This window comes from Streptomyces gamaensis (genome assembly GCF_042656465.1).
In the GTDB taxonomy this organism is placed as follows: Bacteria; Actinomycetota; Actinomycetes; order Streptomycetales; family Streptomycetaceae; genus Streptomyces; species Streptomyces gamaensis.
Genome location: NZ_JBHSPB010000012.1, coordinates 173,222 through 187,916 on the forward strand (window position 1 = coordinate 173,222; position 14,695 = coordinate 187,916).

A 14,695-nucleotide genomic window follows, 5' to 3' on the forward strand; every position below is an offset into this window, starting at 1 on the left:
CGATGGCCGGCTGTACGTGCGGTCCGGGTTGCTCGTGCGGCTGCCAGTCCGGCGGCCCGTGCCAGTGCGGCGGCTGACGACCGCACTCCGGCACCCGCGCTCACGCATGTCACTCACACACGGGAGGGCCCCCGGCCGGTGCACCGGCCGGGGGCCCTTTGCTTCGACGGCCCACAGACGGCCCCGAGGCAGCCCTAGAGATCGTGCGGCAGCAGCTCGAAAGCGGGCGCGTGGCGCGGGCGGACGACGGTGAAGTGCCGACGGTCGACCGTGCACACCTGCTGGGCCTGCCAGCGTTCAGCGGTGGCCACGACGCACGCGTCCGTGCCGCCGAGCGGCAGGCTGGCGTACTGGCGCACCAGGTGAGCCATGCGCTCGATGTCCTCGGGCATGACACCGGTGACCGTGCCCAGCTGTTCGGCCGCCAGCGCATCGAGGAACGCCGCTTCGACCTGGGCGCCGCACCGCGTCCCGATCAGGTGGCAGGCTTCCGCGATGACCGGTGCAGGGATCAGCAGGTTGCGCGGGTTGACGCCCTCGTACCAGCGCACGCACGCCGCATGGTGGCGGTCGTCACCGTCCGCCAGGGCCACGAGCGGGCCCGTGTCCACGACAATCACTCGCCGAAACCCGTCTCCCGCAGGATCTCGTCCGCCCGCTCCGAGGTGTCGGAGTGCCCGGAGCGGCCCATGCCGATGAACGCGGGACGCGCCGGCCGCGCGGTGTGCTCGACCAGCGGCCGCAGGCTCTGCGCCGCCGCGTCGATGTCCTCGTCCGACAGACGGTCGATGAGGGCGTGGAGCTCTTCCCGTGTCGCCATGGTCCCTAGGGTGCCACGGGGAGCTGCGGCGGGGTTCTTGGCCGTCCACATGGCCGCCGCCGATAGCGGCATGCCCCGCTATCGATAGCAGCTCCGATAGCGACCCGAACGGCCGTTGATCAGCGTGTTAGCCGATAGCGGCCGCAGCTGCCAGCTGCGCTGAGACGGCCGCAGGACGGGCCACGCAGGGGGGAGTGGTCGCTATCACTGGGCGAGGCACCACCGTCAGTGCCTCACCCAGATGGGCAGGCGAGATGGTTGGCTTCGCCTACCAGCCTGCGCTACGACCCCGCCGACGTCCACCGCTACGTTGCCCAGCAGAGGCGCGCCGACGCCGAGACCGCTGCCTGAACCGTTGCTAGGTCTAGCAACCGCCGCTGCTAGACCTAGCAACCCCGCTAGCACCCAAAACCCGCCCTGACCACAGCTCTAGCACCTAGCACCCCGATCCCGCACACCCGCGAAACCAGCCCCAACAGGACCCCACTGCACCCCTCCCCGGGCCGCTAGAGCCACCCCGGAGCACCCTCCGGCAGCCCAGCGTCCGGGTCGCTACCGGTAGCGGCCGCCCCTGCTACCGGTAGCACCCCCACTAGCGACCCGAACCCCCTCCGATCAGGCCGGTAGCAAGTAGCAACCCCTCCCCCGGCAGCAGCCGGGACGTGACGACACCCCGTCGGCACACGCCCCGGTCGCTGCTACCAACCAGCAGCGAACTCCTCCCGGAAAGCGAGCAGTTCGCCATGGCCGGCCACATCCAAGACCGCTGGTACAAGACCGAACCCGACCCCGACGGCCACCCCCGCAGAGTCAAGACCGACCGCCACGGCACCGGCAAGCGCTACCGCGCCCGCTACGTAGGCCCCGACGGCACCGAGAAGTCCAAGTCCTACCCCGACGGACAGAAGCGACTCGCGGAGACGTGGCTCACGCGCATCGAGGCCGACATGGCGCGCGGCCAGTACGTCGACCCGCGCGCAGCCCGGACGACGTTCCGGCAGTACGCCGAGAAGTGGCTGAAGACCCAGGGAGCCGACCCGAACACTCAGGCGTCCATGGAGTCGCAGCTGCGGCTGCACGCCTTCCCGTACATCGGGTCACGGCCGCTGGGGTCGTTCCAGCCGGAGCACGTCCGGGAGTGGGTTGCCCTGCTGGCGGAGAACGGCGTGGTGGGCCCGTACGCCCGTACCATCTACTCCAACGTGCGCTCCGTGCTGAGCGCCGCCGTGGACGACGGGCATCTGAGCCGCAACCCGTGCTCGGCCCGCTCGGTCAAGGCGCCGGCCGTCGACCCGAAGCGCGTCACGCCGTGGTCGGCCGAGCGGGTGTTCGCGGTGCGGGAAGCCCTGCCGAAGCGCTACCGGGCGATGGTGGACTTCGGTGCTGGGTGCGGGTTACGGCAGGGGGAGATCCTGGGCGTGGCCGTCGATGCCGTCGACTTCGCGGCGGGCACGCTGCATGTGGTGCAGCAGCTCAAGCTCAGCCGCAGCAAGCCCGTGTTCGCCCCGCCCAAGGGCGGCAAGCTGCGCGACGTGCCCTTGCCCGAGCCTGTGGTCTCCTCCCTGCGTAGCCATATGGAGCGGTTCCCGCCGGTGGAGATCACCCTGCCGTGGAAGACCGCCACTGGTGCCAAGGTCACCAAGCGGCTGATCTTCACCGGCCCACAGGGCAACCACGTGTGGCGGACATCTCTCAACAAGGAGTGCTGGAAGCCCGCTCTGGCCGCTGCTGGCGTCATCCCGGCACCTGAGCCCGGGGACAGCCACGCGGCGGCCAGAGAGCACGGCATGCACGCTCTGAGGCACTTCTACGCGTCCGTGCTCTTGGACGCGGGAGAGAGCATCAAGGCACTCGCGGAGTACCTGGGGCACTCCGACCCGGGGCTGACCCTGCGCGTGTACGCGCACCTCATGCCGACGAGCCAGGAGCGCACCTGCAAGGCCATCGCGGCAGCCTTCGACCGGGGCCAGCCGGAGCTCTGACGGCCCACAGACGGCCCACGGGTACGGATCAAGCCCGCCACCGACGGGAAAACGCAGGTGACGGGCTTGATCGCGGGGGCTTACTTCTTCTTGCCCTGGTTCTTCACGGCCTCGATGGCGGCCTTGGCGGCCTCCGGGTCGAGGTAGGTGCCGCCCTTGGTGACGGGGCGGAAGTCGGCGTCGAGCTCGTAGGCGAGCGGGATGCCGGTGGGGATGTTCAGGCCGGCGATGTCGGCGTCGGAGATGCCGTCCAGGTGCTTGACCAGGGCGCGCAGCGAGTTGCCGTGGGCGGCCACCAGGACGGTGCGGCCGGCGGCCAGGTCCGGGACGATGCCGTCGTACCAGTACGGCAGCATGCGGGTGACGACGTCCTTGAGGCACTCGGTGCGCGGGCGCAGCTCGCTGGGGATCTGGGCGTAGCGCGGGTCGTCGCTCTGGGAGAACTCGCTGCCGTCCTCAAGGGCCGGCGGCGGGGTGTCGTAGGAGCGGCGCCAGAGCATGAACTGCTCCTCGCCGAACTCGGCGAGGGTCTGGGCCTTGTCCTTGCCCTGCAGGGCGCCGTAGTGGCGCTCGTTCAGCCGCCAGGTGCGGTGGACCGGGATCCAGTGGCGGTCGGCCGCCTCCAGCGCGAGCTGCGCGGTGCGGATCGCGCGCTTCTGCAGGGAGGTGTGGACGACGTCCGGGAGCAGCCCGGCTTCCTTGAGCAGCTCGCCGCCCCGGACCGCCTCCTTCTCGCCCTTCTCGTTGAGGTTGACGTCCACCCAGCCGGTGAACAGGTTCTTCGCGTTCCACTCGCTCTCGCCGTGGCGGAGGAGGATCAGCTTGTACGGTGCGTCGGCCATGCCTTTGAGCCTAAACGACGCGACGGGTTCCGCTGCCCGCGCGTCCGTGATAAGGGAACCCCGGTTGGGGCGATCAGTCGGCCTGCTCCCCGGTTCCCTCCCCGGTGAGGTGCGTGAAGGCCGCCAGGTTGCGGGTGGACTCCCCGCGCGAGGTGCGCCACGCGTACTCCTTGCGGATCGCGCTCGCGAAGCCCATCTCCAGCAGGGTGTTGAAGCTGCCGTCGGCGTTCTCCAGGACGGTGCCCAGAAGGCGGTCGATCTCCTCGGGAGTGACGGCCGCGAGCGGCAGCCGGCCGACGAGGTAGATGTCGCCGAGCCGGTCGATCGCGTAACCCAGGCCGTACATACGGGTGTTGCGCTCCAGCAGCCACCGGTGCACGCCCTCGTGGTTCTCGTCGGGACGCCGGATGACGAAGGCGTTGACCGACAGCGAGTGCCTGCCGACGATCAGCGAGACGGTCGTCGAGAGCTTGCGCGTACCGGGGAGGGTGACCACATAGGTGCCGTCCGCCGGGCTCTCCCATGCGAGCCCGGCCTCCTGGAAGGTCCGTTCGAGGACGGACTTGGCGTCGTCAGACATGCGACGAGCGTAGGCGACGGCGGCGTTCGGTGATCGCCGCGGTGTACACCTCGGCGGTGGCGGCGGCCGCCTCGTCCCAGCCGAAGGACCGCGCGTGCCCCGCCGCCGCCGCGCCCATCCGGTCGGCGAGTCCCGCGTCGTCGGCGAAACGGCCCAGGGCGCGCGCGTAGTCGGCGGGGTCGTGGCCGGCCACCAGAAGGCCGCTGACCCCGTCGCGTACCGCCACCGGCAGCCCGCCGACCGCCGCCGCTATCACCGGCGTGCCACTGGCCTCCGCCTCCACCGCCACAAGACCGAAGGACTCGCTGTAGGAAGGCATCACGAGCACCGACGCCGCCCGGTACCAGTCGGCGAGCTGCTCCTGGCCGACCGGCGGGCGGAAGCGCACGACATCCGCGATGCCGAGCCGGGCGGCCAGCTTCTGCAGCCCCTCCGGCTTGGCCAGGCCGCTGCCGCTCGGCCCGCCGACGACGGGCACGACGATCCGCGAACGCAGCTCCGGCCGCGCATCGAGCAGCACGGCCACCGCCCGCAACAGCACATCCGGCGCCTTCAACGGCTGGATACGGCCCGCGAACAGCGGGATCAACGCGTCCGCCGGCAGACCCAGACGGGCCCGGGCGGCAGCCCGGCTCGCCGCGACATCCGGCCCCGTGGGGCGGAAGCGGTCGAGATTCACACCGGGGTGGACCACGGCCACCTTCCCCGGGTCCGCGTCGTAGTGGCGGATCAGCTCCTCGGCCTCACCCGCGGTATTGGCGATCAGCCGGTCCGCCGCACGCACGATCTGGGTCTCGCCGATGACACGGGCAGCCGGTTCGGGGGTGTCGCCCTCGGCGAGCGCCGCGTTCTTGACCTTGGCCATGGTGTGCATGGCGTGCACCAGGGGCACGCCCCAGCGTTCCGCCGCGAGCCAGCCGACATGGCCCGAAAGCCAGTAGTGGGAGTGCACCAGGTCGTAGTGGCCCGGCCGGTGACCCGCCCACGCCTGCATCACACCGTGCGTGAACGCGCACAGCTGCGCCGGCAGCTCCTCCTTGGCCAGCCCCTCGTACGGGCCCGCGTCGATGTGCCGCACCAGGACACCCGGAGCCAGCTCGACCGTCGGCGGCAGCCCGCCCGCCGTGGCCCGCGTGAACACCTCCACCTCCACACCGATCCCCGCCAGCCGCTTGGCCAGCTCCACGATGTAGACGTTCATGCCGCCCGCGTCGCCCGTGCCCGGCTGGTGCAGCGGGGAGGTGTGCACACTCAGCATGGCGACGCGGCGCGGTCTGCGCCCGAGCCGCAGTCTGGGGCTGCCCGCGAGCGTCCCGAGCGCGCGGCCGCGGCGGGCTCCCAGCCGGGTTGCGTACTGGCTCACCGTGCGTGTCCTCCGTCTGCCGTGCGGTCACCGCGCCTGTCAGTGGACCCAACGTCCCGGAGGCGGGCTCCCATTTCAGGTTTATCAAAAGGTGATGAACACTTCGCGAGGGGTGGCCTGCGGGGTGGCCTGCGGCCCGCTGCGGTACGGGTACGGGCTGCCGGGTGGCCTGCGGCCCGCTGCGGTACGAGGCCGGTCTGGGGCACGGGGCCGGTCTGGGGTACGGGGCCGGTTCGGGCTGCGGTACGGATCCGGAGCGTGGGCGGGTACGGGCTGCCGGGTGGCCTGCGGCCCGCTGCGGCACGGGTACGGGCTGCGGCACGAGGCCGGTCTGGGGTACGGGGCCGGTTCGGGCTGCGGTACGGATCCGGAGCGTGGGCGGGTACGGGCTGCGGCAAGCGACCCGTGTGCGCTACCAGGTCCGGGCTGCGGTGCGGGGCCCGTCTGCGGTACGGGGCTGGGCTGCGGGCCTGGCCCGTCGCGGCAGCGCATACGCTCCTGTCCATGGCCGCCGCCCGTTCCGCCCCGCACCACCGACCCGTCGGCTCGGCCACGCGCGGCACCACCAACCCCAACCGGCTGCGCCGCATGGACCGCTGGATCGCCGCCGCCCACGCCCCCGCCCTGCGGCGCGCCGCCGACCCCGTCGCCGTCGACCTCGGCTACGGGGCCGCGCCCTGGACCGCCGTGGAACTCCTGGACCGGCTGCGGGCCGTACGCCCCGACGCGGAGGTCCTCGGCGTCGAGATCGACCCGGCGCGGGTGGCCGCCGCCCGGCCCTACGAGCGCGCCGGGCTGTCCTTCGCGCACGGCGGCTTCGAAGTTCCGCTGCCCGGCCGCCGGCCCCTGCTCATCCGTGCGGCCAACGTCCTGCGCCAGTACGACGAGGACGAGGTCGCCGCCGTCTGGGCCCGGCTGTGCGCGCGGCTCGACCCGGACGGGCTGCTCGTCGAGGGCACCTGCGACGAGGTCGGGCGCCGGCATGTATGGGTCGCCCTGGGGCCGGAAGGGCCGCGCACGGTCACCTTCGCGACCCGGCTGGGCTCGCTGGCCGCCCCCTCCGACCTCGCCGAGCGGCTGCCCAAGGCGCTCATCCACCGCAACGTGCCCGGGGAGCCGGTGCACGCCTTCCTGCGCGACTTCGACCGGGCGTGGGCCGCGGCCGCGCCGTACGCCTCGCTGGGCGCCCGGCAGCGCTGGATCCGCACGGCCGCCGCCCTGCGCGCCGACTGGCCGCTCGCCGACGACGCGCGGCGGTGGCGGCAGGGTGAACTGACCGTGCGGTGGGGGGCGTTGGCGCCACGGGGGCTTTGACGGTTTCCGCGCGGCGGTCGTCGTCTCACGTGCGGGACTGTCGTTTCCGGGCCGTACTCGGTTGCACGCCGTCGTCGCGTGCGGGCGCGTACCGCGTTTCCGGGCTGTTCTCGGCTGCGCGCCGTCCACCCGTGCGGGCCCGTGCGGTGTTTTCGGGCTCACCTCACCGTCGTCGCGTGCGGGCGCGTACCGCGTTTCCGGGCTGTTCTCGGCTGCGCGCCGTCAGCCCGTGCGGGCCCGTGCCGCTCCGGGGGTTGCAAGACTGCTTCGCTTTACGTCTTGCAACCCCCTGCGCGTCCCGGGCCCTCCCGTTGTGGGGTGGGGCGTTCCCCGGTGCCCAGGGCCGTCAGGAGGGCGTCGACGAGGTGGCGGTCCCTGTCGTGCGTCAGTGTCGCGCGTGCGGCCGTCGGCGGGAGCCATGTCAGGCGGTCGACCTCCCGGTTCGGGGCGAACGTGCCGCCCGTGGCCCGGGCTTCCCAGTAGCTGACCTGTTTGAGTCCGCCGGCCACCGCGTACGAGGCTGTCGGCAGCTCCGTGCCGATCGCGCACTCCATGCCGGTCTCCTCGCGCACCTCCCGTACCGCACCGGTCAGGGGGTCCTCGCCGCGCTTGAGCTTCCCTTTGGGGTGGGACCAGTCGTCGTACTTCGGCCTGTGGACAAGCGCGATCTCCAGCCCCCCGTGCCCCCGCCGCCACAGGACGCACCCCGCCGCGCGGATCACCGTGTTCACGGCCCGGTCACCGCCATCCGCTGCCAGACGCGGCCGAAGGCGAAGCGGGCCGCTTCGACCTCGTGGCGCTGGTCGGCGTGGAGGATGCCGAGGGCGTAGGCGGTGGCGGGGGCGATGCGTGGGGTGCGGGCGGCGTTCGCGGCGGCGGCTGCGGCCTCGGCGGCGTCGCGGTGCCGGTCGAGGGCCTGGCAGGCGTGCAACAGCGGTACGGACAGGGCGGGTTCGTACGCGGCGCAGCGTTGTTCGTCGAGGACTTCCTGCGCGTACCGGCGCAGCCGGACGAGGCGGCGGACCTGGTGCCAGGGGGCGTCCTGGCGGGCCTCGGCGGGTGGGGCGTCGGCGCCGGGGGTGGCGGCGAGGCCGTGGGCGAGGGCCTCGGCGTTGTAGGGGTGGCCCGCGACGGACAGCGGCAGGGCCTCGACGGCTTCGACGAGGCGCCGCTGCGCGGCCTCGGCGAGCCCCGGCAGGGCCTCGCGGGCGAGGACGCCGTGCGCGGCCGGGGCCAGGGGGACCTCGGAGGCGAGGACGGCGGCGGCGTCGGCGACGGCGTGGAAGCGGGTGGAGCCCAGGGCCGTGAGGGCGGCGGAGTGGGCGCGGGTGCGGGCGAGGGTCAGCCGGCGTTCCAGGAGGGCGCCCGCGCGGGCGGCGCCGACGGTCAGGCCGTCGCCCGTGGCGCCCGTGCCGGGCCAGGGGCCCGCCGCCGGGACCCCGCGTACCGGGGCGGGGCCCGGGGTCACGGCGGGGGCGCCGGAGAGGCGGTGCAGGGCGCCGCGCAGCCGGTCGAGCCGGGCCGCGCAGGCGTGTTCGTGCCCCAAGGCCCCCGAGAGCCACAGGAGTTCGGTGCGCAGCTGGTCGCTGCCGTCGGTGTCGGTGAGGGGGCGGTAGACGTGGAGGACTCCGGCGATGCGGCGGGCGGAGCGGCGCAGCAGCCGGGCGGCCTCGGCGGCGTCCTCGGCGTCGGCTCCGGCGGCGCCGTACAGGCGCAGGCTGCGCAGGAAGTCGGTGGCCCGGTCCTGGAGGTAGCCGGTGAGGGCCTCGGCGGCGGTGACGGCGGGGGGTTCCGGCGCGGGGGCCGTCCGGGCCGGGCGGGGCGCGGGGTGCTGGGCTGTCATGGTCTCCCCGTGCGGTGGCGCGGCCGCGCGCGGCGGCGGGTCATGGGGTCGCCGGTCCACGCCTGCGCCTCCGGGCCTCTATGAGTGATTCCTGTACGTTGCGCAGCGGTTTGCCGTCGGCGTCGGCGGCGTGCCGGGTCCAGGTGCCGTCCGGGCCGAGGTGCCAGGAGGCGGTGTCGTCGGACATGCCGGTGTCCAGCAGCCGGCACAGGGACGCGCGGTGGGCGGGGTCGGTGACGCGGACGAGCGCCTCGATGCGGCGGTCGAGGTTGCGGTGCATCATATCGGCGCTGCCGAGCCAGACTTCGGGGTCGCCGCCGTTGCCGAAGGCGAAGACGCGGGAGTGTTCGAGGAAGCGGCCGAGCACGCTGCGGACGCGGATGTTCTCGGAGAGGCCGACGACGCCGGGGCGCAGGGCGCAGATGCCGCGTACCCAGATGTCGACGGGGACGCCGGCCCGGGAGGCGCGGTAGAGGGCGTCGATGACGGTCTCGTCGACCATCGAGTTGACCTTGATGCGGACGGAGGCGGGCCGGCCGGCGCGGTGGTGGGTGATCTCCTTGGCGATGCGGGCGACGAGTCCGTCGCGCAGGGAGCGGGGGGCGACGAGCAGCCGCCGGTAGGTCTCGCGGCGGGAGTAGCCGGAGAGCCGGTTGAACAGGTCGGACAGGTCGGCGCCGACCTGCGGGTCGGCGGTGAGCAGGCCGAGGTCCTCGTAGAGGCGGGCGGTCTTGGGGTGGTAGTTGCCGGTGCCGACGTGGGAGTAGCGGCGCAGGGTCTCGCCCTCCTGGCGGACGACGAGGGAGAGCTTGCAGTGGGTCTTGAGGCCGACGAGTCCGTAGACGACGTGGCAGCCGGCCTCTTCCAGTTTGCGGGCCCAGGTGATGTTGGCCTGTTCGTCGAAGCGGGCCTTGATCTCGACGAGGACGAGGACCTGTTTGCCGGCCTCGGCGGCGTCTATGAGGGCGTCGACGATGGGCGAGTCGCCGGAGGTGCGGTAGAGGGTCTGTTTGATGGCGAGGACGTCGGGGTCGGCGGCGGCCTGGGCGAGGAAGGTCTGGACGGAGGTGGAGAAGGAGTCGTAGGGGTGGTGCAGCAGGACGTCGCGTTCGCGCAGGGCCGCGAAGATGTCGGGTGCGGAGGCGGACTCGACCTCGGCGAGGTCGCGGTGGGTGCCGGCGACGAACTTGGGGTATTTCAGCTCGGGCCGGTCCAGGGCGGCGATGCCGCTGAGGGCGGTGAGGTCGAGGGGGCCGGGCAGCGGGTAGACCTCGGCGTCGGAGATCTTCAGTTCGCGCACGAGGAGGTCCAGGACGTACGGGTCGATGGTCTCCTCGACCTCCAGCCGGACGGGCGGGCCGAAGCGGCGCCGCATGAGTTCCTTCTCCAGGGCCTGGAGCAGGTTCTCGGCGTCGTCCTCCTCGACCTCCAGGTCCTCGTTGCGGGTGACCCGGAACATGTGGTGGGCGAGCACTTCCATGCCGGGGAAGAGCTCTTCGAGGTGGGCGGCGATGACGTCCTCCAGCGGGACGTAGCGCTGCGGGGAGGCCTCCAGGAAGCGGGTGAGCAGCGGCGGCACCTTGACGCGGGCGAAGTGGTCGTGGCCGCTGACGGGGTTGCGGACGACGACCGCGAGGTTGAGGGAGAGCCCGGAGATGTACGGGAAGGGGTGCGCGGGGTCGACGGCGAGGGGGGTGAGCACGGGGAAGATCTGCTGCCGGAAGAGGGTGAACAGGCGGCTCTGTTCCTTCTCGGTCAGCTCGGGCCAGCGGATGAGGTGGATGCCGTGCTCGGCCAGTTCGGGGGCGACGTCCTGCTGGAAGCAGGCGGCGTGCCGGGCCATGAGTTCGCGGGAGCGGGTCCAGATCTGCTCCAGGACCTCGCGGGGCTGGAGTCCGGAGGCGGAGCGGGTGGCGACGCCGGTGGCGATGCGCCGCTTGAGTCCGGCGACGCGGACCATGAAGAACTCGTCGAGGTTGCTCGCGAAGATCGCGAGGAAGTTGGCGCGTTCCAGCAGGGGGGTGGCCTCGTCCTCGGCGAGCTCCAGGACGCGTTCGTTGAAGTCGAGCCAGCTGCGTTCGCGGTCCAGGAAGCGGCCCTGGGGCAGGACCTCCCCGGGCGTCTCCCCGGCCTCCAGGCGGGTCGCGAAGTCGTCGCCGACCTCGTCGCCGTAGTCGCCGCCGTAGGGGGCGTGGTCGGCGTCCAGGTCGGGGGCGAGGCCGGGCCCGGACGGGCGGAGCACCGCGTAGGGGCGGTGCGCGGCCAGGGGGCCGGCGGAGGGCCTGGGCGCGGAGGTGTACGGGGCCGGGGCCTGCCCGGGGGCGGCCTGCGGGTCTTCGTGTGCCGGGGAGCTCGACGAGGACTGGCTCATGTCCTCATTCTTCCGCGCCCGGGGTGGCGCGGGCGCGCCGGGGACGGGCGCGAGGGCGGCGCGGAGCCGTCGGTCGGGTGCGCGGTGCACAGCGGGCTGCATTCCGCAAGGCTCGCAACCGCTGTTGAATCGCGGGTAACGCCGACGTGGCGCGCAGGGAAGCGGAACCCCACCCCCGGGTGCGTCCGGCCCGTGGGGTGGGGCTGTGGGGGCGTACTCCGTCAGCGGCGTGTGCGCCGCATGCACCACACCGCGGCGGCGGCCGCGACCGCGGTCAGGCCCAGGACGAGGCCGGTCTCGGCCCACTGCAGGGGCCACAGGTGCCCGACGGGGTGCGTGTCGACGGAGGTGCCGGCCGTGCCCTGCTTGTAGTCCCACTCGTCGCCGTCGCGGTCGGGCAGGACGAGCAGGGCGTCGTACTTGGTGACCGGGCCGATCAGGTACGGGCGCAGCTCGCGCAGGAACAGGGTCAGGCCGCCGAACACGACGAGGGTGGCGAACATCGCGGGCACGGTGCGCCGCAGGGCCAGGCCCAGCAGGGCGCCGACGGCGACGGCGAGCAGGGCGTGGGCGACGGGCACCGGGCCGACGCGCCTTGGCAGCAGTCGGCCGGGGTGCTGGCCGTTGCCGGTCCGTGTTCGCCGGTGTGGGTGATGCGGATGGGCGGGATCACGCGCTAGGTTCGGTCTTGATCGTGGATCCGGGCTCCGGCTGCTATCGCGTCGGTGTGACTGGGCGTGACCAGAGAGATCGCGCCGAGAGAGCTGCCCCGCGGGCTTGAGCCCATGGCCACGGCAGGCAGGAACAACCGGGCCTGCGAGGATGCCGCGCACCGCAGCGAGCGGAGAAGACGCGAGCAGCCCGAGTGGGACCTCGGCCCTGCGCCCCCGAAGACCGTTCGCGGGGCACCGGACCACCAGGTCTGGGGTAAGGCGTTTTGGCCGGCCTGGCCCACCCTCCTAGGAACGGTGAAGTCCAGGTACCAGTACTGGCCCGGCAGCCCGTTTCTCCACCGGCCGCCAGGCCCAGGTGCGCACGGCGGACGACGCTCCGACGAGGACGAGGGGGCGGCAGCCAGCGCAGCGGAGCGGCGGGGCGGCCTGGGGCGCGGAGGTGAGGGAGGCCGTGGTCATGCCGCCGCCCTCGCGGTGCGGGGTTCGGCGCTGGGGGTGAGCAGCGGCGGGGCGTCGGGGGCGCGCAGGTGGGCGAGGAGGAGTTCCTCCAGGGAGGGTTCGGCGGTCTGCCAGGCTCCGGCGACGGGGCCGTCGGGGCGGAGGAGCGCGGTGAGCTGGCGTCCGGTGGTGCGTGACTCGACGACGGTGTGGCGGGCGAACTCGCGGGGCGGGCCGGGCTGTTCGTGCCTGCCGATCAGCAGGGTGTGCGCGGCGAGCAGTTCCTCGACCTCACCGGCGAGCCGGATCCGGCCGTCGGCGACGAGCAGCAAGTAGTCGCAGACGCAGTCGAGTTCGGCCAGGACGTGGGAGGCCATGACGACGGTGGTGGCGCGTTCGGCGGCCTCGGTCATCAGCGCGGCCGTCAGTTCGTGGCGGACGAGCGGGTCGAGGTCGCTCATCGGCTCGTCCAGCAGGAGGAGTTCGGGGGTCTTGCCGAAGGCGAGGGCGAGGGCGACGCGGGTGCGCTGCCCGGCGGAGAGGTCGCCGACGCGGGCGTCCGGCGCGAGCCTTCCGGCGTGGACGAGCCGTTCGGCGGCGCTCTGGTCCCAGCGCTCCGGGTTCAGTTCGCGCCCCATGCGCAGGGTGTCGGCGATCGTGAACCGCGGGTAGAGCGGTTTGTGCTGGGAGAGGTAGGCGATGCGCGGCCGTACCCGCTTCTCCCCCGGCCGGCCGCCGAGCACGGTGAGGGTGCCGGCCGTGGGCCGGCGCAGTCCGGCCGCGAGCGAGAGCAGGGTGGACTTGCCCGCGCCGTTCGGTCCGACGAGCGCGCAGACCCGGCCCACCGGCAGCCGGAAGGAGCAGTCGCGCAGCGCCCAGCCGCGCCGGTGCTTCACCCCGAGTCCGGCCGCCTCCAGGGCCGTGCGCTCGGGGCGGCGGGTCAGGTCGGTCATGAGGTCCCCTCGGTGGCGTCGTCGTGCGGGGTGCCGCGCGGGCCGTTCCTCCCGGCGCCTTCCTGGAAGCTCTCGTCGAGTACGGACGTGAGCAGCGCGGCCACGTCCTCCCGGTCGAGGCCGGCGGCGCGGGCGCGGTCCATCCAGCCGGCGAGCTCCGCGCGCAGCGGTGAGTCGGCGGCCGCCTGCGGCCGGGCCAGGGAGCGGCGGACGAACGTGCCGAGTCCGGGCCGCGCCTCGACCAGCCCTTCCCGGTCGAGCTCGCGGTAGGCCTTCAGGACGGTGTTGGGGTTGATCGCGGTGGCCGCCACGACCTCCTTGGCGGTGGGCAGCTTGTCGCCGGGGGTGAGCAGGCCGAGCCGGAGGGCCTGTTTGACCTGCTGGACGATCTGGAGATAGGTGGCGACTCCGCTGCGCCGGTCGATGCGGAACTCGACCACGCGCATCACCCTTTCACTACTTGACTAGTGAAAGGGTGATGGATGGGGCTGCGGCTGTCAAACGGGGCCGCCCGCGGCGGGCGGCCCCGAAAGGGACTCAACTCTCCGTGCGATACATCAAGTCCGTCTCGTGGGTCCGGAAACCGAGCCCCTCGTAGACCGACACCGCCGCCAGATTGTCCGCGTCGACGTACAGCATCGCGGTGGGCAGCCCCTGCGCCGCGAGGTGCCGCAGACCGATCGCGGTGAGGGCCTTGCCGAGGCCGCCGCCCTGGGCGCCGGGGCGCACCCCCAGCACGTACACCTCGCCCAGCCGCTCCTCGGCGTGCACCTTCGTCCAGTGGAAGCCGACGAGTTCCCCGCCCTTCTCGGCGAGGAAGAAGCCCTTCGGGTCGAACCAGGACTCGGCCTTGCGGTCGTCGAGGTCCCGCTGGGTGAGGGAGCCCTGCTCGGGGTGGTGGGCGAAGGCCGCGGCGTTCACCGCGAGCCAGGCCGCGTCGTCCTCGCCGGGCCGGAAGGTCCGTACGGTCACGCCCTGCGGCAGCACCGGCTCCGCCAGGTCCAGGTCCGTCAGCGGGCGCCGCATCTGCCGCAGTTCGCGGAACAGGCTCAGGCCCAGGACCTGCGCGAGGTGCCGGGCGGCGGGGTGGCCGCCGTGCGCCCACACCCGCAGCCGCTTGCCGGACTCGCCGAGCAGGGCACTGCCCAGGGCCCGGCCGTGGCCGCGGCCGCGGTGGCCGGGGTGCACGACGAGCTCGCCCGCCGGGGCCTCCACCGGGTCGCCCTCCTCCAGCTGCCCGTAGCCGACGAGCAGCCCGGAGCCGTCGCGCAGCAGGACGTGCCGCACGCCCGGCCGACGGCCCTTCAAGTGCAGCCGCCCCTGCTCGGAGACGGCCGGCTGCCCGTCCACCCCGGCGGCCTCCGCGACCAGCTCCAGCACCTCGCGCGCCTGCCCGGGCGACACCTCCTCCACGACCTCGACCGACCGCTGCCCACCCGTGTGATTCGCTGCGTCACTCATGGACCGAGCCTACGTCGCGCTCCCACGGCTCCCGCCGACGCGGCACGGCCCTCC

The 14,695-nt window shown here is 73.3% G+C and carries 14 protein-coding genes; 2 read left to right on the top strand and 12 right to left on the bottom strand.

Translation table 11 applies throughout. The annotated features are described in order from the left end of the window. Positions 1–194: 194 nt before the first annotated feature. Both ACFP1Z_RS20690 and ACFP1Z_RS20695 read right to left on the bottom strand, forming a co-directional pair. Complete coding sequence (locus ACFP1Z_RS20690) at positions 195–620, bottom strand: type II toxin-antitoxin system VapC family toxin (protein ID WP_390318153.1); 426 nt, start codon at positions 618–620, stop codon at positions 195–197. Further along, positions 617–820 carry a hypothetical protein gene (locus tag ACFP1Z_RS20695; RefSeq protein WP_390318154.1) on the bottom strand — a complete coding sequence of 68 codons (204 nt, stop codon included), beginning with the start codon at positions 818–820 and terminating at the stop codon, positions 617–619. The genes ACFP1Z_RS20690 and ACFP1Z_RS20695 overlap by 4 nt, the downstream gene beginning before the upstream one ends. A gap of 743 nt (positions 821–1,563) precedes the next feature. Here ACFP1Z_RS20695 and ACFP1Z_RS20700 point away from each other — a divergent pair. Next, the gene (locus ACFP1Z_RS20700; RefSeq protein ID WP_390318297.1) at positions 1,564–2,802 is read left to right on the top strand and encodes a tyrosine-type recombinase/integrase; all 1,239 of its coding nucleotides are present in this window, start codon (positions 1,564–1,566) and stop codon (positions 2,800–2,802) included. 80 nt (positions 2,803–2,882) lie between these two features. Here the strand turns inward: ACFP1Z_RS20700 and ACFP1Z_RS20705 are convergent, their stop codons facing one another. From ACFP1Z_RS20705 to mshA, 3 genes are all read right to left on the bottom strand, one after another. After that, on the bottom strand, positions 2,883–3,644 hold the full coding sequence (locus tag ACFP1Z_RS20705) for a phosphoglyceromutase (protein ID WP_390318155.1): 762 nt from the start codon (positions 3,642–3,644) through the stop codon (positions 2,883–2,885). Between the two features lie 73 nt (positions 3,645–3,717). Beyond that, positions 3,718–4,224 (bottom strand): type III secretion system chaperone family protein, encoded by a 507-nt coding sequence (locus ACFP1Z_RS20710; protein ID WP_390318157.1) that lies wholly within the window; start codon positions 4,222–4,224, stop codon positions 3,718–3,720. Next, positions 4,217–5,587: a D-inositol-3-phosphate glycosyltransferase gene (gene mshA, locus ACFP1Z_RS20715; RefSeq protein WP_390318158.1), complete on the bottom strand. Its 1,371-nt coding sequence runs from the start codon at positions 5,585–5,587 to the stop codon at positions 4,217–4,219. The genes ACFP1Z_RS20710 and mshA overlap by 8 nt, the downstream gene beginning before the upstream one ends. A gap of 504 nt (positions 5,588–6,091) precedes the next feature. Between mshA and ACFP1Z_RS20720 the strand changes: the two genes are divergently transcribed. Continuing rightward, on the top strand, positions 6,092–6,901 hold the full coding sequence (locus ACFP1Z_RS20720) for a class I SAM-dependent methyltransferase (protein WP_390318160.1): 810 nt from the start codon (positions 6,092–6,094) through the stop codon (positions 6,899–6,901). Between the two features lie 272 nt (positions 6,902–7,173). On the opposite strand, the gene ACFP1Z_RS20725 is transcribed toward ACFP1Z_RS20720, so the two are convergent. The 7 genes from ACFP1Z_RS20725 to mshD form a co-directional block, all read right to left on the bottom strand. After that, positions 7,174–7,623 (bottom strand): NUDIX hydrolase, encoded by a 450-nt coding sequence (locus tag ACFP1Z_RS20725; protein WP_390318299.1) that lies wholly within the window; start codon positions 7,621–7,623, stop codon positions 7,174–7,176. Between the two features lie 5 nt (positions 7,624–7,628). After that, complete coding sequence (locus ACFP1Z_RS20730) at positions 7,629–8,744, bottom strand: CHAD domain-containing protein (RefSeq protein ID WP_390318162.1); 1,116 nt, start codon at positions 8,742–8,744, stop codon at positions 7,629–7,631. Between the two features lie 40 nt (positions 8,745–8,784). Continuing rightward, on the bottom strand, positions 8,785–11,115 hold the full coding sequence (locus ACFP1Z_RS20735) for an RNA degradosome polyphosphate kinase (RefSeq protein WP_390318164.1): 2,331 nt from the start codon (positions 11,113–11,115) through the stop codon (positions 8,785–8,787). A 221-nt stretch (positions 11,116–11,336) separates the two neighbouring features. Beyond that, positions 11,337–11,696 carry a hypothetical protein gene (locus ACFP1Z_RS20740; protein ID WP_390318165.1) on the bottom strand — a complete coding sequence of 120 codons (360 nt, stop codon included), beginning with the start codon at positions 11,694–11,696 and terminating at the stop codon, positions 11,337–11,339. Between the two features lie 548 nt (positions 11,697–12,244). Beyond that, positions 12,245–13,180: an ABC transporter ATP-binding protein gene (locus ACFP1Z_RS20745; RefSeq protein WP_390318166.1), complete on the bottom strand. Its 936-nt coding sequence runs from the start codon at positions 13,178–13,180 to the stop codon at positions 12,245–12,247. Further along, complete coding sequence (locus tag ACFP1Z_RS20750) at positions 13,177–13,620, bottom strand: GntR family transcriptional regulator (RefSeq protein ID WP_390318168.1); 444 nt, start codon at positions 13,618–13,620, stop codon at positions 13,177–13,179. Before ACFP1Z_RS20750 ends, ACFP1Z_RS20745 begins: the two co-directional genes overlap by 4 nt. Positions 13,621–13,717: 97 nt before the next feature. Continuing rightward, positions 13,718–14,641, bottom strand: coding sequence for a mycothiol synthase (gene mshD, locus ACFP1Z_RS20755; RefSeq protein WP_390318169.1), 924 nt, complete (start codon positions 14,639–14,641; stop codon positions 13,718–13,720). Positions 14,642–14,695 lie beyond the last annotated feature (54 nt).